At 61.0% G+C, this 20,622-nt stretch carries 12 protein-coding genes and 1 tRNA gene; 8 read left to right on the forward strand and 5 right to left on the reverse strand.

The genetic code is table 11. The annotated features are described in order from the left end of the window. Positions 1-84 precede the first annotated feature (84 nt). Positions 85-3,783 carry a PAS-domain containing protein gene (locus tag LQ231_RS16060; protein ID WP_230172182.1) on the reverse strand — a complete coding sequence of 1,233 codons (3,699 nt, stop codon included), beginning with the start codon at positions 3,781-3,783 and terminating at the stop codon, positions 85-87. A gap of 227 nt (positions 3,784-4,010) precedes the next feature. Between LQ231_RS16060 and LQ231_RS16065 the strand changes: the two genes are divergently transcribed. After that, positions 4,011-5,597: a trimethylamine methyltransferase family protein gene (locus LQ231_RS16065; RefSeq protein WP_113141966.1), complete on the forward strand. Its 1,587-nt coding sequence runs from the start codon at positions 4,011-4,013 to the stop codon at positions 5,595-5,597. A 16-nt stretch (positions 5,598-5,613) separates the two neighbouring features. Here LQ231_RS16065 and LQ231_RS16070 read toward each other — a convergent pair whose 3' ends face one another. Beyond that, a complete protein-coding gene (locus tag LQ231_RS16070) occupies positions 5,614-6,297 on the reverse strand; it encodes a YafY family protein (protein ID WP_113141967.1) in 684 nt (227 codons plus the stop codon). Positions 6,298-6,391: 94 nt separating this feature from the next. Here LQ231_RS16070 and LQ231_RS16075 point away from each other — a divergent pair, with 94 nt between their 5' ends. Then, entirely contained in the window at positions 6,392-7,495 is a 1,104-nt protein-coding gene (locus LQ231_RS16075) for a DNA alkylation repair protein (RefSeq protein WP_113141968.1), read from the forward strand. Between the two features lie 300 nt (positions 7,496-7,795). Next, positions 7,796-9,184 carry a DEAD/DEAH box helicase gene (locus tag LQ231_RS16080; protein ID WP_113141969.1) on the forward strand — a complete coding sequence of 463 codons (1,389 nt, stop codon included), beginning with the start codon at positions 7,796-7,798 and terminating at the stop codon, positions 9,182-9,184. Between the two features lie 69 nt (positions 9,185-9,253). On the opposite strand, the gene LQ231_RS16085 is transcribed toward LQ231_RS16080, so the two are convergent. Further along, positions 9,254-10,138, reverse strand: coding sequence for a DMT family transporter (locus LQ231_RS16085; RefSeq protein ID WP_113141970.1), 885 nt, complete (start codon positions 10,136-10,138; stop codon positions 9,254-9,256). 391 nt (positions 10,139-10,529) lie between these two features. On the opposite strand from LQ231_RS16085, the gene LQ231_RS16090 reads away from it, so the two are divergent. The 4 genes from LQ231_RS16090 (at position 10,530) to LQ231_RS16105 (ending at position 14,279) form a co-directional block, all read left to right on the forward strand. Next, positions 10,530-11,939, forward strand: coding sequence for a circularly permuted type 2 ATP-grasp protein (locus tag LQ231_RS16090; RefSeq protein WP_113141971.1), 1,410 nt, complete (start codon positions 10,530-10,532; stop codon positions 11,937-11,939). 7 nt (positions 11,940-11,946) lie between these two features. Beyond that, entirely contained in the window at positions 11,947-12,888 is a 942-nt protein-coding gene (locus LQ231_RS16095; protein WP_113142515.1) for an alpha-E domain-containing protein, read from the forward strand. An 18-nt stretch (positions 12,889-12,906) separates the two neighbouring features. After that, a complete protein-coding gene (locus LQ231_RS16100) occupies positions 12,907-13,731 on the forward strand; it encodes a transglutaminase family protein (protein ID WP_113141972.1) in 825 nt (274 codons plus the stop codon). Positions 13,732-13,832: 101 nt separating this feature from the next. Further along, a complete protein-coding gene (locus LQ231_RS16105; protein ID WP_230172184.1) occupies positions 13,833-14,279 on the forward strand; it encodes a hypothetical protein in 447 nt (148 codons plus the stop codon). 21 nt (positions 14,280-14,300) lie between these two features. On the opposite strand, the gene LQ231_RS16110 is transcribed toward LQ231_RS16105, so the two are convergent. After that, a complete protein-coding gene (locus tag LQ231_RS16110; protein ID WP_113142516.1) occupies positions 14,301-14,756 on the reverse strand; it encodes a MarR family transcriptional regulator in 456 nt (151 codons plus the stop codon). A gap of 347 nt (positions 14,757-15,103) precedes the next feature. On the opposite strand from LQ231_RS16110, the gene LQ231_RS16115 reads away from it, so the two are divergent. Next, a tRNA-Arg gene (locus tag LQ231_RS16115) sits at positions 15,104-15,180 on the forward strand. A 437-nt stretch (positions 15,181-15,617) separates the two neighbouring features. On the opposite strand, the gene LQ231_RS16120 is transcribed toward LQ231_RS16115, so the two are convergent. Then, positions 15,618-20,273 (reverse strand): hypothetical protein, encoded by a 4,656-nt coding sequence (locus LQ231_RS16120; protein ID WP_230172187.1) that lies wholly within the window; start codon positions 20,271-20,273, stop codon positions 15,618-15,620. Between the last annotated feature and the right edge of the window lie 349 nt (positions 20,274-20,622).

Consider the following 20,622-nt stretch of genomic DNA (forward strand, 5'->3'; position numbering starts at 1 on the left):
AATGGGGACCGGCTTTGCGTCCGGAATTGCTTAAAAACAAAGAGATGGAGCATGGAAGGCCGCTCCGTTTTCGCCGGAAATGCACTAGAACCGGACAGCAGCGCGCCCGAAGGCCATGCTCCACTGCTCGATCTTGCGCAGCAGCAATTCCGGGCTGATCGGCTTTGACAGATAATCATCCATGCCGGAGGCAAGGCAGGCTTCACGGTCACTGTCCAGCGCATGGGCGGTGACGCCGATGATCGTCACATGCTCACCCTTACCGCGCCGGCTTTCCTCGGCGCGAATGATCGCGGTTGCCTGATGGCCGTTCATCACTGGCATCGAGACATCCATCAGGATGAGGTCAACCGTTTCCTGCCGAAACGCGTCCAGCGCTTGCTGGCCGTTTTCCACAAGGCGGTAGTCGACATCGCTGCCGTTGAGGATCTGGCGGAAGACAATCTGATTGACCGGATTGTCTTCCGCAATCAGCACCTTCGGCCTTTGCCGCTGCGGCGCATAGGCTGTCTCGCTCGCTCTATCAGCGGTGGAAGATCGGCTGGCGGCCGTAGCGACGGGTGGCACTGCCGAAGGTGATGGCGCCGGCGACGACGCATAGGAGAGAGGCAGCCCGCCGTGGATCCGTGCAGCCCGCACCACATCGACGATCGCACCTTTCAGAAGGTTGGCCCGCGCGGGTTTCATCAGATGCGCCTGCACCTTCAGGCTCTGGAAGATCTGATCGTCGCCGACCATGTCCATCGAGGTCAGGAAGATCAACGCCAAGTCATCGAATCGTCCGTCGCTGCGGATTGCCCGCGCCACATCGATGCCGTTCATCACCGGCATGTGATAATCGATAATGACCACGTCGATATGCAGGCCGGTTCTGTGGGCCTCAGCCAAGATATGCAGCGCCGTCTCACCGTCTTCGACGGCCAGGCCATCGAAGCCCCAGTTCGACAATTGCTCGGTAACGATGCGGCGATTGACAGCATTGTCGTCAACCACCAGCACCCGCGCATCCTTGACGCTTGGCGGGATGGTCTTTTGCCGGTTGCGGTCGGCCACAATCGGCATCGGGATCTCGACGGTGAAGATCGAACCGCGACCGGGTTCCGATTCCAGTTCGAGCGAACCGCCGAACAGATTGACCAGCCCGGATGTGATCGCAAGTCCAAGACCTGTGCCCTCGTGGCGACGCGTCGATGACGTATCGACTTGCGAGAATTTATCGAAGATCTGCTTCTGCATGTCCGGAGCAATGCCAATGCCGGTGTCTTCGATGCGGAGCCGCAGCAGACTGTCGCCAGCGCCGATGAGCTGGGTCGAAACATCGATCAGGACATGACCCTTTTCGGTGAATTTGATCGCATTTCCCACCAGATTGGTGACGATCTGACGGAAACGGCCGGGATCGCCGAGAACCGTGTGGCGCACCGCCTGATCGCCGCAAACCAGCAGCTCGATATCCTTTTCCGAGGCCGCCGCCGAGAGCAGCGTTGCCACATCCTCAATTGCTTCGACCGGATCGAATGGCGCCTTGCGCAGCCTGAGCTGTCCGGCATCGATCTTCGAGAAATCGAGGATGTCGTTGATGATCGTCAGCAGCGCATTGCCGGATTTGACGATGATGTCGACGAAGGTCTTCTGCCGCGTATCCAGGATTGATTTCGACAGAAGCTCTGCCATGCCGAGAACGCCGTTCATCGGCGTGCGGATCTCGTGGCTCATATTGGCGAGGAATTCCGACTTCGCCCTGTCTGCCGCTTCGCTTTTCGCCAGCAGGACCTCAAGTTCGGCCTCGCGTTCCTTGATGTCACTGACATCGGTCAACACGACAACCCAATGGCCGCTGCCGCCGAAGGTCACTTCCATCTGCACCCAGGTCTTGCCGTTGGCGAGGAATGTGGTGCTGAAGCCGGTCGTCAGGCGCAGCTTCTCCTGCCATTGGTGCAACAGCGCTCCCGGTTCATCACCGAAGTCGCCGCGCTGGGCGCAGTACTGGAAGCATTTATACCATTTCTGCCCCTGATCGGCCAAACCAGCCGGCAGGTCGAGGATACGCGAGAATGACTGGTTGGCATCAGTGATCACATCGTTTTCGATGACGATCAGGCCCTGTGACATCAGCGCCATGGCGTCCTGCATGAACAGCCCGAGCCGTTCAAGCTGCGCGCGCGCCTCGCCGATTTCCCGCTCGCGGCTGCGCATCTCGGTCAGGTCGGAATAGGTCAGCAAAATTTTCTGGTCGTGCAGTCGGGTAATGCTGGCCAGCACATATTTCCCGTCCTCATAGGCGAGCTCGGTCGTCTGAGATCCCTGCAGCGCCTTGAACTGGGCAACGCGTTTCTGATAGCCCTCCTCGAAGGATTGACCCGGCCAGTTCCAGCCACGGCTGATATTGATCTCGCAATAGTTGCGGAACGACAGGCCGTCGATCGGCATGTCCGGCGGCCAGCACCAGATCTCCCGGCATTTTTCATTGGCGAATTCGACGATCAGGTCTTCATTGAGGATCACCACGCCGACGGGCATCATCCTCAGCATGCTGACAATATCGGCATACAGGGCTTCGGAACGGCGGTGAGCAAGAAGCACCGCCTGCTCGCGCTCCTTGAGCACGGAAACGTCTGTCACCGAACCGACAAGATAATGCTTGTTCGCTGTCGTCGTGATCCGGTTGAGGCGTGTGATCACCGATATTTCACGACCACCGGCAACCACCACATCGCGCGGCCGCTCGATCACATCGTCATGCTGGAGAATGCGCAGATTCTCCTCCCGCAGGATGTGGCCCGTCTCCGGGAACATCTCGTCCTCCCGGAGGCCGTAGACATCTTCCCGACGCTGATCATGCAGCGCCTCATAGGCGGAATTCACATAGATGAGCTTGCGGTCCGAATCGCGGATAAACACCGGCACAGGCATCTGCTCCAGCGTTGCCCGGTAAAGCGCGCTTTCCTCTTCACGTTCGGCAAGTTCGGTAATGTCCGTATAGGTCACCAATATCTTGCCATCGGCAAGCTTGCGGTTGCTGACGACGACGGTCAGTCCCTCCGGAGTTCTGGCATAGGTCAGCGGCGCATCGTCCGGGCTGCTCAAGGCAGCAACACGCTGATCGACAAGCCGGGCGATTTCTTCTGGACCATCTGCCCGCTTGTGGCGGGTATGAACGACCATCATGTAGTCGCGATAGGACATGCCGACGACATCGAGCAGGTCGTCCAGCGCGACCATCCGGTAAACAGCCGCATTGACATATTCGATCCGCATCGTCTCATCGAGGATGAGGATGCCCACCGGCATGGCCATCATCAGGCTCTCCAGATGACGGTGCAGCGCCTCAGCGCTGCCGGGCACGCCGCGTCCGCCTGATTCGGTGCCCCGCTCCACTGGCAAACCCGGATCCGGATACCCGGAGGAAGCGGACGGTTTCAGAGTCTCCGATAGCGGCATTGACACCTGTTCGGCGGGCTCGACAAAGCCGAAGACATAGAGGGAATCGTCATCGTCGAGAAACCTCTCCATCCGGAGAACACGCGGAGTGCCGCCCGGTTGCGGATGAAGTGAGACGCTTTCGTCCTCGCCAAACACCAGCACACGGCGTTCGCGGTCGTCGCGCATATCGTCGGCAAGCACGCCAAACAAATCCCGGTCGGTACGACCGACGAGCCGGCTTTCGGCAAGATCGTACAGGCGAGCATAGGCAGCGTTGACTGCAACGTAGCGAAGCTCGCTATCCTTGACATAGGAAGGCTGCTCAATCGCGACAATTTTCTCGCGGACTAGGTTGAGCAAAGCCGCTCCCCGATTCAACTTCTATACTCCTTGATCAATGACGCGGAATGGTAAACGCGAAGTAACCGACATACATGAAATGCTTCGAAAATACGCACATGCGGCCAAACCATCCACGGCTCACGGAGCGATGTTCCAGAAGAGCCAGCGATTGGTCGCAAATGGCAATGCGCATCGCGGTCGGAAACTGTCAAAAATGATGTCGAAATCAACACAATGGATTGGCCATGAGCGACATTACACCCTCTGTCTTGCCCGAGACTGAAACCCCTTCCGGCGGTTCCGAACGGCGCCGGCGCAGCGGCGGCCGCGGTGGCGATCGCGCGCGTTCGTCAGGCACATCCAAATACCGCAACCTCGTCAACCCGCTCGCCAAGACCGAACTGCTCGACCCGCAGACGCTGGACGACATCCATGAGGCATCGCTGACCATTCTCGAGGAAATCGGGATGGACATCATGCTGCCGGAAGCGCGCGCCATGATGAAAGCCGCCGGCGCCACCGTCACCGAGGGCACCGAGCGCGTCCGCTTCGACCGCGGCCTGATCATGGACCTGGTCGCTTCGGCCCCATCGCAGTTCACCATGCACGCCCGCAACCCGGCCAGAAACGTCGCAATCGGCGGCAACAATCTGGTTTTCGCCCAGATCGCCTCTGCCCCCTTTGTCGCCGACCGCGAAGGCGGCCGCCGCGCCGGCAATCAGGAGGACTTCCGCAAGCTGGTCAAGCTCGCCCAGTCCTACGACATCATCCACACCACAGGCGGCTACCCGGTCGAGCCGGTCGATATCCATGCCTCCGTCCGTCATCTCGACTGCCTGTCCGACATGGTCAAGCTGACCGACAAGGTCTTCCACTGCTACTCGCTCGGCCAGCAGCGCAACATCGACGGCATCGAGATCGCCCGCATCGGCCGCGGCGTCTCGATGGAGCAGCTCGAAACCGAGCCGTCGATCTTCACCATCATCAACTCGTCCTCGCCGCTGCGCCTCGACGGCCCGATGCTCCAGGGCATCATCGAAATGTCGTCGCGCAATCAGGTTGTCGTCGTGACGCCGTTTACGCTGGCCGGTGCCATGGCGCCCGTGACCATTGCCGGCGCCTTGGTCCAGCAGAATGCCGAAGCACTGTGTGGTATCGCTTTCACCCAGATGGTGCGCCGCGGCGCGCCGGTGATGTATGGCGGCTTCACCTCGAATGTCGACATGAAGAGCGGCGCACCCGCCTTCGGCACCCCGGAATACATGAAGGCTGTCATCGCCGGCGGCCAGTTGGCCAGGCGCTACGGTGTTCCCTACCGCACATCCAACACCAATGCCTCGAACACGCTCGACGCCCAGGCGGCTTACGAATCGGCGCTTTCGCTCTGGGCGCTGACGCAGGGCGGCGGCAATTTCATCATGCATTCGGCCGGCTGGAGCGAGGGCGGCCTGACGGCATCCTTCGAGAAGTTCATCCTCGATGTCGACATGCTGCAGATGGTCGCCGAATTCCTGACGCCGCTCGATGTCAGCCAGGATGCGCTGGCACTCGATGCCGTGCGCGATGTCGGCCCCGGCGGCCACTATTTCGGCACCGCCCACACGCTCGCCCGTTACGAAAACGCCTTCTATTCGCCGATTCTGTCGGACTGGCGCAATTTCGAGACCTGGACCGATGCCGGTCGGCCAACCACCTACGACCACGCCAACCGGATCTTCAAGGAAACGCTGGCCCGCTACGAGCGCCCGCCGATCGATCCGGCTGTCGAGGAAGAACTCGACGCTTTCGTCGCCAGGCGCAAGGAAGAAGGCGGCGTGGCAACCGATTTCTGATCAGCCCACGCCTTTCTCAGCCAGCATCAAGCCCGGCCAGATAGGCCTCGTAGGTCTGCTTCGGCCCGGGCTCGAACCGTTCCGCCAAGACTTTCCAGCCCTCGACCCGGTCGAGCCGGAAGTCGCGGAAATCCTGGCGCGTCTCGCACCAGGTCGTCATCACCCAGATCGCCCCGAAGGCGCTGAGCGCCAGCGGCCAGACCGTGCGCTGGGTGCGCTCGCCGGCCAGCGAATGATAGGCCATCCACACCTTGCGTTTGGCCGACAGGGCAGAGCGCACATCGCCAAGGCAATCCGGCGGCTCCGGCTGAGCGGAGGCGCGAAACGCATGGATCGGCGCACCGACCAGCCGCTCGGCATGCTCCTTCGGTAATAACGCCACCATCTTGTCCTTGGCTTCCCGCGCCGCCTGTCCCAGCCGCGGATCGCCGAGCATCTCGACGGCGCGAAGGCCGAAGGCGAGCGCCTCCAGCTGCTCGAAGGTGAAGGTCAGCGGCGGCGCATCGAAGGCCTCGCGCAGCATGTATCCGACACCGCGCTCGCCTTCGATCGGCGCACCCGATGCAATCAGGTGGTCCATGTCGCGATAGATGGTGCGCTGGGCGACCTCCATCTTCCCGGCGATTTCGGCCGCCGTCATCGCCCGTCCCGTGGACCGCATCAGCTGGATGATTCGAAAAAGACGGTCTGCCGGACGCATGGGAACGCTCCAAGTGAGGCTGTGGCCAGAAGGGTGTCAGGAGAGTTATGTTACGTCAAGCGGATCACGCAAACCGGAGCGCGCCTGAACATCCATGGCTGAAGCCTTGAAACACCTGATCGGCCCGCACAATGCGCAGGCGACCGCCGACGCCCTGTCTCGCGCCTGGCCGGACTTCCCGCACGACGCGTTTCTGGCAGACGTGTTGCCGAGGCTTGAAGCGCTGGAACTGATGCAGCGGGGACAATGTATAGCCGACGCGATGCGCGCCCACCTGCCAGCCGACTTTGCCCTTGCCGCGCCCATCCTGGCGGCAGCTTTGCCCGCCCCTGAAAAGCCCGGCCTGACCGGCTGGTCGCTGCTCTCCTTCAACCAGTATGTCGCCGCCCACGGCCTGGACTACCTGGAAACATCCCTGGACCTGCTGAAAGCCCTGACACCGCATTTCACCGCCGAATTCGGCATCAGGCCCTTCATCCACCGCGAGCAGACGAGGGCGCTTGCCATCATCGGCCAATGGGCAACCGATCCGAACCACCACGTCCGCCGCCTTGCCAGCGAAGGTACGCGCCCGCGCCTGCCCTGGGCCATGCGCCTTCCGGCTCTGGTCAAGGATCCCGCGCCCATTCTGCCGATCCTGACGGCGCTGATCGACGACCCCGAGGACTATGTCCGCCGCTCGGTCGCCAATAGCCTCAACGACATCGCCAAGGATCATGCCGATCGCGTCGCCGACTTTGTCGGCCACCACCACGCGGGCGCCTCTCCGGAGCGGCTCTGGCTGCTCAAACACGCCTCGCGTACGCTGCTCAAGAACGGCCATGCAACGGCGCTGGCAAATTTTGGTTTCGCCCGGATCGATGGCGTCAAGGTCAACCTCCGGCTTGCCACGCAAAACCTTCCCTTCCCCGGCGTTTTGGATTTCTCCGTCTCGCTCGCCAATGAAACCGGAAGGGCACAGTCGCTGATGCTCGACTACGCCATTCATCACCAGAAGAAGGACGGCACGCTGAGCCCGAAAGTGTTCAAGGGCAAGAGCATGACGCTGGCTGCCGGCCAGTCGCTGACATTGGACCGTCGCCACACATTCCGCCCAATCACCACCCGCGTCTACCATCCCGGCGAACACCGGCTGGAAATCCTGGTCAATGGTTCGAGCATGGCGACGCAGTCCTTCATACTGCTGTCTCCGGCCTGACAACCGTTAACCGAGCCATGCATTTTCGCTGCAGCGCAAAACATTTCCTTGACTTTTCACGCAAACAGGGTCATTTGCACCTCAGCTTTCACCTTCCGGCCGCCGCGTGAGCGTGCCCAGCGACAATATAGACGCGACGAAGGATAAAAGCGCACAGAACGAATGGCGGCACGACCGCCGATGCGCTGGAAAGCTTTTTTCCAACTTGCAAGTTCCCAAATCACGCGGGGTTCTTGACGCCAATGCCAACCGGTTCGCACGATGCGGCTCGGTCAGTGTGCTTTTGGCGCCCCGAAAGGTATGACTTTGACCAATTTCAACGATCTTGGCCTGTCCAAGAATCTCGTCGCGACTCTTTCGCATCTCGGTTTTGAAACGCCCACTCCGATCCAGGAAAAGGCAATCCCGCTGGTCCTCGAAGGCCGCGATCTCGTCGGCCTCGCCCAGACCGGCACCGGCAAGACGGCCGCTTTTGGCCTGCCGCTCATCGAAATGCTGCTGAAGGACGAAAAGCGTCCTGAAAACCGCACCACCCGCACCCTCATTCTCGCTCCAACCCGCGAACTGGTAAACCAGATCGGCGACAACCTGCGCAGCTACCTGCGTCGCCTGCCGCTCAAGATCAACCAGGTCGTCGGTGGCGCCTCGATCGGCAAGCAGCAGCTGCAGCTGGAAAAGGGCACCGACATTCTCGTCGCCACCCCTGGCCGCCTGCTCGACCTGATCGCCCGCAATGCGATCTCGCTGCGCGCCGTCACGTTCCTGGTCCTCGACGAAGCCGACCAGATGCTGGACCTCGGCTTCATCCACGACCTGCGCAAGATCTCCAAGATGGTTCCGGCCAAGCGCCAGACCCTGCTGTTTTCGGCAACCATGCCGAGCTCGATCGCCGACCTTGCCGCGACCTTCCTCAACAACCCCGTCAAGGTTGCCGTCACGGCGCCTGGCAAGGCCGCCGACAAGGTTGAGCAGCATGTGCACTTCGTCGCCGGCCAGAACGCCAAGACCGAAATGCTCAAGAAGATCCTCGTCGACAATCCGGACGGTCGCTCCATCGTCTTCCTGCGCACCAAGCATGGCGCCGAAAAGCTGATGAAGCACCTCGAAGTCAACGGCTTCTCGGTTGCCTCTATCCATGGCAACAAGAGCCAGGGCCAGCGCGAGCGCGCCCTCAAGGGCTTCCGTGACGGCGAAATCCGCACGCTGATCGCCACCGACGTTGCCGCCCGCGGCATCGACATCCCGGCCGTCAGCCACGTCTTCAACTATGATCTGCCGGAAGTACCGGACGCTTACGTCCACCGCATCGGTCGTACCGCCCGCGCGGGTCGCGACGGCATCGCCATCGCATTCTGCGCACCGGATGAAGGTCGCCTTCTGCGCGACATCGAGCGTCTGATGGGCATCGACATTCCGGTTGCCAGCGGCGAAGCCCCGTCGAACCTCAGCCGTCCTGCCCGTCCGCAGCGTCGTGCTGGCGGTGGTGGTGCACCCGGCGGCAACAACCGCAATCACCAGGCGCGCGGCAAGTCCGAAGGCGAAAACCGTGGCGGCCCCAAGTCCGACGGTCGTCCGGGCGCCAAGCGCGGCAATGGCGGCAATCGCAATGGCAGCGGCAAGAGCTACGGCCAGGGCAAGCCCCCGGCCCGTTCGGGCACGGCTCCGGGCGGACGTCGTCGCGAAGCCTGAGCTTCCAGCGGACTTACTCGTTGATGAACATGGCGCGGCTTCGGTCGCGCCATTTTTTATGGTCTTATATCAGGCTGGCGCCGTCTCTCCCTTGCGATTGGTAAGATAGACACCCATCACCACGATCACCGTGCCAATGACCATCGATAGCGTCAGCCGTTCCCCAAAGATCAGCGCTGCCTCAACGGCAGCAAGTGGCGGCACGAGATAGATCAGCGATGCCGCCTTCGACACGTCACCGCGCCGGATCAGGTAAAGCAGCAGCGCGATCGCGCCCATTGAAATGCCGAGCACCGACCAACCGAGCACGGCAAACAGCCCAAGGCCCCATTCGACATGCAGGTCCTCGAGCAGAAGCGCTGCCGGCACTGTGACCATCAGGGCGCCGACATATTGCAACGTGGCCACCGCGCGAAGGTCGCCTTCATGGAGATAGCGCTTCTGATAGATCGTGCCGGCGGTGACGCAGGCCATGGCCAGCACATTGACGACGACCGCACCGACGGGAATGGCCACGGCATCGAGCGTCAGCACGTTCGGCAGAACGGCAATCGCAATGCCGGCAAAGCCGAGAAGCAGGCCGAGACGCTGGCTGCCGGACAAGGCCTCACCGATCAGGTAGGCGGCCGCAATGCCGGTCATCAGCGGTTGAAGGCCGGCAATGATGCCTGACAGCGATGCCGGCACGCCTTGGCCGATCGCCCACCACACCATGCCGAGATAAAGCCCGTGCAGGAACATGCCTGACACCACCGCATGCACCTGCGCCGAGCGAGTGGCCGGCCAGCAGACACCGCTCACCCGGCAGACCAGGTAAAACAGGATCGCTGCCACGGCGTAGCGCAGAACCAGAAATGTCAGCGGATCGGCAAACAGGCTCGCATATTTGGCAGCCACCCAGCCGGTCGACCAGAGGAGCACAAAAAGCACAGGCGCAAGGCGGTGGAGGGTCATGCAGCAGACATCCTGAACGCTGGGGGCAACCGGGTGCCGATGACCCGACCCGGCTGCTTAGACGCCGATCGTCAACGCGTCAAAACAGTTTTGATGTAAGCTGCGATGAATTGTGCTGAAGCCTTCAGGAACGAAATATTTCCCACCAGCGTTCGACTGTTTTTTAGGCAAAAACCATCCCGCATCCACAGTTCAAAGCAGGGCATATACACATTTCTGCCGCCGCCCTGCCCAATCCGATCCGCGGCACGTACAAATTGCGCTCAAAAAATAGACTAATGCCGATTTTCTGCGCTTTTCCGACAAGTGGAAATTCTTTCGTCAGAATCCCGCACGCTGCTTGCATTGGTAAATGGTCTGTATTCAAATGGCAAAAAAAGGGGATGCGCCATTGGCATTTGATGAAATGATTAAAGCGGATAGCGATCCGCGGGTTCCCTACCAGAACTATCATGAATGGTATTCCAGCCAGGACCCGGCAAGGTTGCTGGCCAAGTCCAGAGACGCTGAAAACATCTTCCGCAAGACGGGCATCACCTTTGCCGTTTACGGCCATGAGGACTCTTCGGAAAAACTCATTCCCTTCGACATCATTCCGCGCATCATCTCCGGCCGCGAATGGCGCAAGCTGGCTCAGGGCATCGAACAGCGCGTGCTGGCGCTCAATGCATTCCTCGACGATATCTACCACAAGCAGGAAATCATTCGCGCTGGCCGCATCCCGCGCGAACTGATCGAGAAGAACGTCACTTTCCTGCCGGAAATGATCGGCTTCCGTCCGCCCGGCGGCGTCTATACCCATATTGTCGGCACCGACATCGTGCGCACCGGGGAAGACCAGTTCTTCGTGCTCGAGGATAATGCACGCACGCCCTCCGGTGTCAGCTACATGCTGGAAAACCGGGAAACCATGATGCAGATGTTCCCCGAACTGTTCCAGCTCAACAAGGTGCAGCGGGTCGAGGACTATCCGCATCTGCTGCGCCAGTCGCTGTCCTCGCTTGCCCCTCCCGGCTGCAGGGGCAAACCGCGTGTGGCCGTGCTCACCCCCGGCATCTACAATTCCGCCTATTACGAACACTCCTTCCTCGCCGACATGATGGGCGTGGAACTGGTCGAAGGCTCGGACCTTCGCGTCATCGACGGCAAGGTCAAGATGCGCACGACTCGCGGCTACGAGGCGATCGACGTGCTCTATCGCCGCGTCGATGACGACTACCTCGATCCGCTGACCTTCCGGCAGGATTCGGCGCTGGGCATCCCCGGCATCATGGATGTCTACCGTGCCGGTAACATCACCATTGCCAATGCGCCGGGTACCGGCATTTGCGACGACAAGGCGATCTATTCCTACATGCCGGAAATCGTCGAATTCTACACCGGCCGCAAGGCGCTGCTGGAAAACGTGCCGACCTGGCGCTGTTCGGAGGCCGACAGCCTGAAATATGTGCTGGAGCATCTGGAAGAGCTGGTGGTCAAGGAGGTCCATGGCTCGGGCGGCTACGGCATGCTGGTCGGCCCGACCGCGTCCAAGAAGGAACGTGCGACCTTCGCCGAGAAACTGAAAGCCCGCCCGAACAACTATATCGCCCAGCCGACATTGTCGCTGTCGACGGTGCCGATCCTCGTCAACAAGGGGATTGCGCCGCGCCATGTCGACCTTCGTCCCTATGTCCTCGTGTCCGACAAGGTGCAGATCATTCCCGGCGGCTTGACCCGCGTGGCCCTCAAGCAGGGGTCGCTCGTGGTCAATTCCAGCCAGGGCGGCGGCACCAAGGATACATGGGTATTGGAGGACTGACATGGTCATGCTCGGAAGAACTGCCAACGGACTCTTCTGGATGTTCCGTTACATTGAGCGGGCCGAAAACATTGCCCGTATCGTTGATGCCGGCCTCAGGATGTCGCTGACCCGCTCCGGCGCCAGCGACGACGACTGGGGCGCTGTCCTGCTCAGCGCCGATGTCCGCGACATATTCGGCAAGCATCATGACAAGGTCACGGCCTCGGACGCAATCGACTTTCTGCTGCGCGATCTGTCGAACCCTTCGAGCGTGATGTCGTCGATCGATGCCGCCCGCAACAACGCCCGCATGGTGCGCACAGCGCTGACCCGCGAAACGTGGGAAGCGATGAACGAATGCTGGATCGAGATGAAGCAGATGCTTGCCCGCAAGCTCAAGTCGGCCGACCTGCCGGAAGTGATCGACACGGTGAAGCGCCGCGCCGGCCTGATTCGTGGCGCCTTCCACGGATCGATGTTGCGCAACGAAATCTACAATTTCGCCCGGATCGGCACCTTCATCGAGCGCGCTGACAATACCAGCCGCATCCTTGACGTGAAATATTACGTGCTCCTGCCGGCCATCACCCATGTCGGGTCCTCGCTCGACAACATGCAGTGGGAATCGATTCTGCGCTCGGTCTCGGCGCATCGCTCCTATCGCTGGGTCTATGACGGAGAATACAAGGCGAGCAACATCGCCGACTTCCTCATCCTCAACGGCCAGATGCCCCGTTCGCTTGCCTATTGCTACGACAAGATCGTCAGCAATCTCGGCTATATAGGCCAGGATTACGGTGAGCGGCTGGCCGCCCACGAGACCGCCGAACGGGTGCGCTCGACATTGCAGAAGACGTCGATCGGGACGATCATGGATCAGGGCCTGCACGAATTCCTCGACAATTTCATTTCCCACAACAACCAGTTGGGTCAGGAAATTACCGAGGGCTACCGCTTTTACAGCTGACGGATCAGGACAAGAAGCATGCGCTTGCGGATCACCCACACCACAGTCTACCGCTATGACGATCCGGTGCAGTACTCGCTGCAAAGGTTGCGGCTGTCGCCGATCAATGGCCCCGGCCAGACCGTGCTGTCGTGGAACATCAAGGTCGACGGCGCAACGGTCGAAGCCGGGTTTAACGATCAGTTCGGCAATCACACCCATCTCGTCTCCACCGAGGGTGACAGCAAGACGGTGCATATCATCGCCTGCGGCGAGGTCGAGACCGAAGACCGCGCCGGCGTCTATGGGCCGCATCAAGGGTACTGCCCGCTGTGGCTCTATCTGCGCGAGACGCCGCTCACCAAACCCGGAAAGCTCACTCGCGAACTGGTCAAGAGTCTGGTCGGCGATACCGAGCTGTCCAAGATGCATGACCTGATGGGCAAGCTGAGCAAAGCAGTTGTCTATGAGACAGGCTCGACCGGCACGGAGACCACCGCCGAACAGGCTCTCGAGGCTGGACACGGCGTATGCCAGGACCACGCACATGTATTGATCACGGCGGCCCGCCTGATGAACCTGCCGGCACGCTATGTTTCCGGCTACCTGATGATGGAGGGTATCACCGATCAGACGGCAACCCATGCCTGGGCTGAAGCCCATCTCCCAGGACTGGGCTGGGTCGGCTTCGATGCGGCCAACGATGTCTGCCCGGACGAGCGCTATGTGCGGATTGCAACCGGGCTGTGCTACGCCGACGCCGCCCCCGTCTCGGGCATGCGCATCGGGCTGGCCGGCGAGGATCTCAACGTGAAAGTGGTTGTCGAAGCCAGGGAACAGAGCCAGAGCCAGTCACAGAACTGAACCGCCGGGAAATTCCGGGGGCCGCAAGCCTTGCTCCATTTGGCCATGGTTGAATGTCGCCGGAAAGGGCGGAACTGGGGCTCCGCAGGGCTAGAGCGCGCATGCTGTTTGGTAAATCGCTGTTCCAGTCGGTGGTCGATCGGCTGGCCGATGAAGCGCAAGACGCGGTCATCCCGCCGGAGCCAAGCTTCCGCGTCAACGGTTTGTCGGCGGGCTTCGCCACGGAAAAGATAGAAGTCTCCCCCGTCAATGCCGACTTTCGCCAGGACGCCTATCTTTTCCTGATGTCGCAAGACGCGCCGGTTGAAACAAAAGCACCGGTCAAGCCGCCGCATCTTGAGCGCCTCGCTGTCGAGGAAGTCGCCGAAGATCTGGGTCTCCAGGACAGCGATCCCCGCGAAACGCTGCAGGAAAGACGTCGGCTTTTTGCCAAGAACAATCATCCCGATACCGTGCATCCCGATTTCCGCGAACCGGCCAATACACGGATGAAGATCGCCAACCTGTTGATCGATGAAGCCATGCGGCGGCTGGATGCCGCCCCCTGACTGACCAGACGGTCGGCTTTCTCAGTCGTAAAGGCGCTTCAACAGGCTGATCATCGAATCGCGCTCGGCGACGCCGCCAAGCTGGGCCAGAACCCATTCCTCGTGCCCTTGCCAGATCGGCATCAGCTCCTGGAGATAGGCCTCCCCGGCCGGGGTCATGTAGAGCGACTGTACGCGCCGATCGGTTTCCGACTTCCGCCGCTCGACGAACCCCTTGTTTTCCAGGCCGTCGACAATCGCGACAAAATTCGCCCGCTGGATGCCCAGCGCTTCGGCGACTTCGCTCTGTTTGGATCCCTGGTTCCGCTTCAGAAGCAGCAGGACGGCAAAATCCGTCGGCCGCAGACCCTTGGATGAAAAAGCTTCGTTGAAATGCTGGAACACTGCAAGCTGCGCCCGTCTCAGGCTATAACCGACAGCATCCTCCATCATCGAAAAATCGAGCCCATTCTCGTTGGGCACCAGATCATCAGTCATCGTGTCCGGCATTTTGACGCCATGCTATGCAATTCCCTCTGCCCTCAGCCAGGCCCGTTGATCGGGCCTTTTTCAGAAGTCGCGCGATCTTAACGGTTTAGACCCAAGCCACAAGTCTCAGCCGCGCCGCTGGTTCCGCTTTTGACCTGTTTTAAGTCATCTCTGCACGCAAAATCGAAGGCATTGTGACATAGGCAGCCTTCCCGGTCACAAAACCCGCAAGTCGACACCGGAACGATGATCGGCGAGAAGATGCCGAGCCTCGCTTTTTGCGATTGAAGCCGGCCACCGACTGCGCTATGACCGCTTCACAGCATCAGGCGAGTCAGTTATTTACCGCCTTGAAAGCACCCGTAGCTCAGCTGGATAGAGTGTTGGATTCCGATTCCAAAGGTCACAGGTTCGAATCCTGTCGGGTGCGCCACAGCTTTACAAATCAACGCATTGAAAATAAACAAAATAGATATCGTGCAATCGCGCGGAATATAATTCTGCTCATGACTATCGATAGTGTCGTGCCGAATCCGCTCGATCGAATCAGGCTTATAGGTCTCGCTCTCGTAGGCGGCTCCCATTCACCGCTGAACGTCAGCGACACCACGATCGACGCCTTGGAGGCCGTCTACCAATTGCCAAACGCAGCAATCCTCGGCTCCAGTCCCCAGCACGCATAAGTGGGATACAGGATCTCAGGCAGGAAAGGCCCCGCTGGGACAGCAAAGACTTTATGCCGCAAGGCGCTTCAACGGACCGCCGCACAGCTCTGCCCTCAAACGTAAAACGCCGCCGCTTTGGGTAAAGCGGCGGCGTTTTACGTTTCGTCAGTTCTATTCGGCGCGGTTTTAGCCGCGCCGGTTAGGATCAGAGATCCTGGTAGGCCGAGATGATCGCGGCAATCTGATCATCGTTGAAGGCCTGGATCTGCGTGGTGGTGAAGGCCTGCAGCTGATCGCTGGCGAGGCTGTCGATGTCGTCGGTCGACAGACCGGCCAGAGCCTTGACGTTGATGGCAGCGATCTCGTCTGTCGAGAAGGTTGCGATCTCGTCAGTCGACAGGGCCGAGATGGCGGCCGAGCCGAGCGCTGCGATCTGCGTCGAGTTCAGAGCGGCGACCTGATCCGAGTCCAGGGCTTCGACCTGAGCGGAAGACAGGGCACCGACAGTCTTGGTGCCAAGCGAACCGATCTGGTCCGTTGTCAGGGCCGCAACCGTATCGGTGGTCAGGCCGGCGATCTGTGTCGTGCTCAGGGCGCCGATCTGGCCAGAGGTCAGGACGGCAACCTGATCGGTCGAGAGCGCGCTGATCTGGCTGGAGCTCAGGGCAACGACCTGGGTCGTTGTCAGGGCGACAACCTGGTCCGTATCGAGGGCGGCAACCAGATCGGTCGACAGACCCGCCAGAGCCTTGACGTTGATCGCTGCGATCTCGTCCGTGGCAAAGAGCGCGATGTCATCCGTGCTGAGTGCGCCGATGGCAACCGAACCGAGCGCCGCGATCTGGGTCGATGTCAGAGCCGCAACCTGGTCGGTGCTGAGTGCATCCACCTGGGTCGAGGTCAGGGCACCGGCCGTCTTGGAGGTCAGTGACACGACCTGGTCAGTGGTCAGCGCCGCAACCTGGTCGGTCGAGAGACCGGCAACCTGCGAAGTGCTGAGCGCGCCGATCTGGGCCGAGGTCAAGGCGACGACCTGATCGGTGGTCAGCGCACCGAGCTGAGTGGAGCTCAGTCCGAGGACCTGTGCCGTTGTCAGGGCTGCGACCTGGTCGGTTTCGAGGATTGCCACCGCGTCGGTCGAGAGACCCGACAGAGCCTTGACATTGATCGCTGCGATCTCGGCTGTCGAGAAGGTGACGATGTCGTCGGTCGCCAGGGCCGCCAGGTCTTCCGATCCGAATGCTGCTATCTGCGTGGCGGACAGTGCCTCGACCTGCTCGGAGCTCATCGCTTCAAGCTGGTCCGAAGTCAGGGCACCAACCGCCTTGGCTGTCAGCTGCGTGACCTGATCGGTGGTCAGAGCCGCGACATTGTCGGTCGAGAGACCGGCAACCTGCGTCGAGCTGAGAGCGGCGATCTGGCCCGAGGTCAGGACAACGACCTGGTCGGTGGTCAGCGCACCGATCTGGCCTGTGCTCAGGGCAACGACCTGGGCCGTGGTCAGAGCGGCAACCTGGTCGGTTTCGAGTACAGCGACGGCATCCGTGGAGAGGGAAGCCAGAGCCTTGACGTTGATGGCAGCAACTTCAGCGGCCTCGAAGAGGACGATGTCGTCGGAGCTCAGGACACTGATGGCAGCCGAGCCGAGCGCACCGATCTGGGTCGATGTCAGGGCCTGGATCTGGTCAGATGTCAGGGCATCGACTTGGCTCGAGGTCAGGGCGGCGGCCGTCTTCGAGGTCAGGGCGACAACCTGATCCGTTGTGAAGGCGGCAACCTGGTCGGTCGAGAGACCAGCAACCTGGGTCGAGCTCAGCGCAGCGATCTGACCCGAAGTCAGAACGACAACCTGGTCGGTGGTCAGGGCCTGGATCTGGGTCGACTTCAAGGCTGCTACCTGGGCCGTGGTCATGGCCGCAACCTGGTCGGTTTCGAGCACTGCAACCGCATCGGTGGTCAGACCCGCCAGGGCCTTGACGCTGATGGCAGCAACTTCAGCGGCCTCGAAGAGGACGATGTCGTCGGAGCTCAGGGCACCGATTGCTGCCGAGCCGAGAGCACCGATCTGCGTGGATGTCAGCGCGGTAATCTGGTCGGACGTCAGGGCATCGATCTGCGACGAGGTCAGGGCTGCAGCGGTCTTGGAGGTCAGGGCGACAACCTGGTCCGTTGTGAAGGCGGCAACCTGGTCGGTCGAGAGACCGGCAACCTGTGTCGAGCTCAGGGCTGCAATCTGGCCGGTGGTCAGAACGACGACCTGGTCGGTGGTCAGAGCCTGGATCTGGCTGGACTTGAGCACGGCGACCTGGGCGGTCGTCAGCGCTGCAACCTGATCCGTTTCGAGGATCGCAACAGCATCGGTCGTCAGACCGGTCAGCGCCTTGACGCTGATAGCTGCGATCTCGTCGGTCGAGAAGGTGGCAATCTCGTCGGTGGACAGTACGGCCAGATCTTCAGAGCCGAGGGCAGCGATCTGAGCCGACGACAGGGCTTCGACCTGTTCGGAGCTGAGGGCTGCGATCTGGTCGGTGGACAAGGCAGCCACGGTCTTCGACGTCAGCTGGCTGATCTGGTCGGTGGTCAGAACTGCAACATTGTCGGTCGTAAGGCCGGCAACCTGCGTTGCGCTCAGCGCAGCGATCTGGCCCGAGGTCAGCACCACGACCTGGTCGGTCGTCAGCGCGCCGATCTGGGTCGACTTCAGGGCGGCAACCTGACCCGTCGTCAGCGCAGCAACCTGGTCGGTTTCGAGCACTGCAACCGCATCGGTGGTCAGACCCGCCAGAGCCTTGACGCTGATGGCAGCAACTTCAGCGGCCTCGAAGAGGACGATGTCATCGGAGCTCAGGGCGCCGATTGCTGCCGAGCCGAGAGCACCGATCTGCGTGGATGTCAGCGCAGTAATCTGGTCGGACGTCAGGGCATCGATTTGGCCCGAGGTCAGGGCCGCAGCGGTCTTGGAGGTCAGGGCGACAACCTGGTCTGTCGAGAGAGCTGCAACCTGGTCGGTCGAAAGGCCGGCAACCTGTGTCGAGCTCAGGGCTGCGATCTGACCCGAGGTCAGAACGACGACCTGATCGGTGGTCAGGGCCTGGATCTGGGTGGACTTCAATCCGGCGACCTGCGCAGTGGTCAGCGCTGCAACCTGATCGGTTTCGAGGATTGCGACGGCATCGGTGGAGAGACCGGTCAGCGCCTTGACGCTGATGGCTGCGATTTCTGCGGTCGAGAAGGTGACGATGTCATCGGTTGAAAGGGCCGCGAGGTCCTCGGAGCCGAAGGCGGCGATCTGGGCCGAAGACAGCGCCTCGACCTGTTCGGAGCTCATCGCCTGCAACTGGGCAGATGTCAGGGCGCCGACGGCCTTGGATGTCAGCTGGGTTACCTGGTCGGTGGTCAGAACAGCGACATTGTCGGTCGAAAGGCTGGCCACCTGCGTGGAGCTCAGGGCCGCGACCTGTGCCGAGGTCAGGACGACGGTCTGGTCGGTGGTCAGGGCGCCGATCTGGGCGCTCTTCAGGGCAGCGACCTGGGTGGTCGTCAAAGCAGCGACCTGATCGGTTTCGAGGATGGCAACGGCGTCCGTGGACAGTCCGGCCAGGGCCTTGACGCTGATCGCAGCGATTTCGTTGGTTTCGAACAGAGCGACGTCGTCGGTGCTCAGGGCGCCGATGGCTGCGGAACCGAAGGCGGCGATCTGGGTCGACGTAAGAGCGGCAACCTGGTCGGTGCTGAGCGCGTCAACCTGCGTCGAGGTCAGTGCGGCGACAGTCTTCGACGTCAGGGCAACAACCTGGTCGGTGCTGAGGGCTGCAACCTGGTCGGTCGAAAGACCGGCAACCTGCGTGGTGCTCAAGGCGGCGATCTGGCCGGAGGTCAGGACCACGACCTGGTCGGTCGTCAAAGCCTGGATCTGGGTGGACTTCAGGGCGGCAACCTGGGTGGACTTCAGGGCTGCGACCTGATCGGTGGACAGGATCGCAACATTGTCGGTCGACAGGCCGGTCAGTGCCTTGACGCTGATGGCAGCCACTTCAGCGGTGCTGAACAGTTCGATATCGTCGGTGCCGAGAGCGCTGACGGCAGCGGAGCCGAGCGCGCCGATCTGTGCCGACGTCAGTGCAGCCGTCTGGTCGGTGCTCAGAGCCGTAACCTGAGCCGAGGTCAGGGCGCCTGCGGCCTTGGTGCTCAGGGCGGCAACCTGGTCTGTGGTCAGGGCAGCAACCTGGGTGGTGGAAAGGCCTGCGATCTGGCTCGTGCTCATCGCACCGATCTGACCGGAGGACAGAATGGCGACCTGATCGGTCGTCAGGGCAGTGATCTGGGCAGACTTCAGGGCTGCAACCTGGGTTGACTTGAGGGCTGCAACCTGGTCGGTGGAAAGGATGGCGACGTTGTCGGTCGAGAGACCGGCGATGCCCTTGACGCTGATGGCGGCAACTTCAGCCGTTGTGAACGACGCGATATCGTCCGTGGACAGGACGGCGATGGCTGCCGAGCTGAAGGCGCCGATCTGCGTGGATGTGAGCGCAGCAACCTGGTCGGAAGTCAGGCCGTCGACCTGTGCGGTGCTGAGCGCTGCGATCTGGGTGGTTGCGAGACCGGTGATCGTGGAGGACTCGAGGACGGCAATCTGGTCCAGGCTCAGGCCGACAATGGAGGCGGCAGACACTGCGCCAAGCTGGGCTGTGGTGAAGACCGCGATATCGTCGGTTTCAAGTGCATGAATCTGGGAAGACGAAAGCGCCTTGACCTGCGCTGTGGACAGCGCAGCCACATCGTCCGTGGTCAACGATGCAATGGTGGTGGTGGAGAGATTGCGTATTTGGCTGGTTGTCAGTGAAGAAACGATCGAAGTCATGGACGCGCCCCTGTGGTGTTGACCGATTGCCCTCAAGGTGGACGCCACGATTGGCCTCGACCTTCGGTATCCTTTCGGACGGATAGATATGGAAGTGGGACATGGCTCTCAGGAGCCAGTGCGTTGGAAGGGCATCATGCATCGAGAGCGTAAAGCTGCTCTGATTTCCCACGCCTGCGGGCGCAATGGTCTTGCCGCAGTAAGACTATTCCTTCGAAAATTGCTTCGAACCGGCCCGTGAGTCGCATTCTTAGACAAAATTCTTGGCAAAGATCTACCCGTCAGATTCTAATTTTGTGTTAACGCGCTGTAGAACCATCCCTTGAATCAGCCCTCAAAGGACGGCCTA

Source organism: Rhizobium sp. CECT 9324 (assembly GCF_918741265.1).
Lineage (GTDB): Bacteria > Pseudomonadota > Alphaproteobacteria > Rhizobiales > Rhizobiaceae > Allorhizobium.

Bases quoted from the DNA above. Each gene is read 5' to 3' on its own strand.
- LQ231_RS16065 (WP_113141966.1), top strand. From the start codon at position 4,011: ATGAGCGACATTACACCCTCTGTCTTGCCCGAGACTGAAACCCCTTCC.
- LQ231_RS16070 (WP_113141967.1), bottom strand. From the start codon at position 6,297: ATGCGTCCGGCAGACCGTCTTTTTCGAATCATCCAGCTGATGCGGTCC.
- LQ231_RS16075 (WP_113141968.1), top strand. From the start codon at position 6,392: ATGGCTGAAGCCTTGAAACACCTGATCGGCCCGCACAATGCGCAGGCG.
- LQ231_RS16080 (WP_113141969.1), top strand. From the start codon at position 7,796: ATGACTTTGACCAATTTCAACGATCTTGGCCTGTCCAAGAATCTCGTC.
- LQ231_RS16085 (WP_113141970.1), bottom strand. From the start codon at position 10,138: ATGACCCTCCACCGCCTTGCGCCTGTGCTTTTTGTGCTCCTCTGGTCG.
- LQ231_RS16095 (WP_113142515.1), top strand. From the start codon at position 11,947: ATGCTCGGAAGAACTGCCAACGGACTCTTCTGGATGTTCCGTTACATT.
- LQ231_RS16100 (WP_113141972.1), top strand. From the start codon at position 12,907: ATGCGCTTGCGGATCACCCACACCACAGTCTACCGCTATGACGATCCG.
- LQ231_RS16105 (WP_230172184.1), top strand. From the start codon at position 13,833: ATGCTGTTTGGTAAATCGCTGTTCCAGTCGGTGGTCGATCGGCTGGCC.
- LQ231_RS16110 (WP_113142516.1), bottom strand. From the start codon at position 14,756: ATGACTGATGATCTGGTGCCCAACGAGAATGGGCTCGATTTTTCGATG.
- LQ231_RS16120 (WP_230172187.1), bottom strand. From the start codon at position 20,273: ATGACTTCGATCGTTTCTTCACTGACAACCAGCCAAATACGCAATCTC.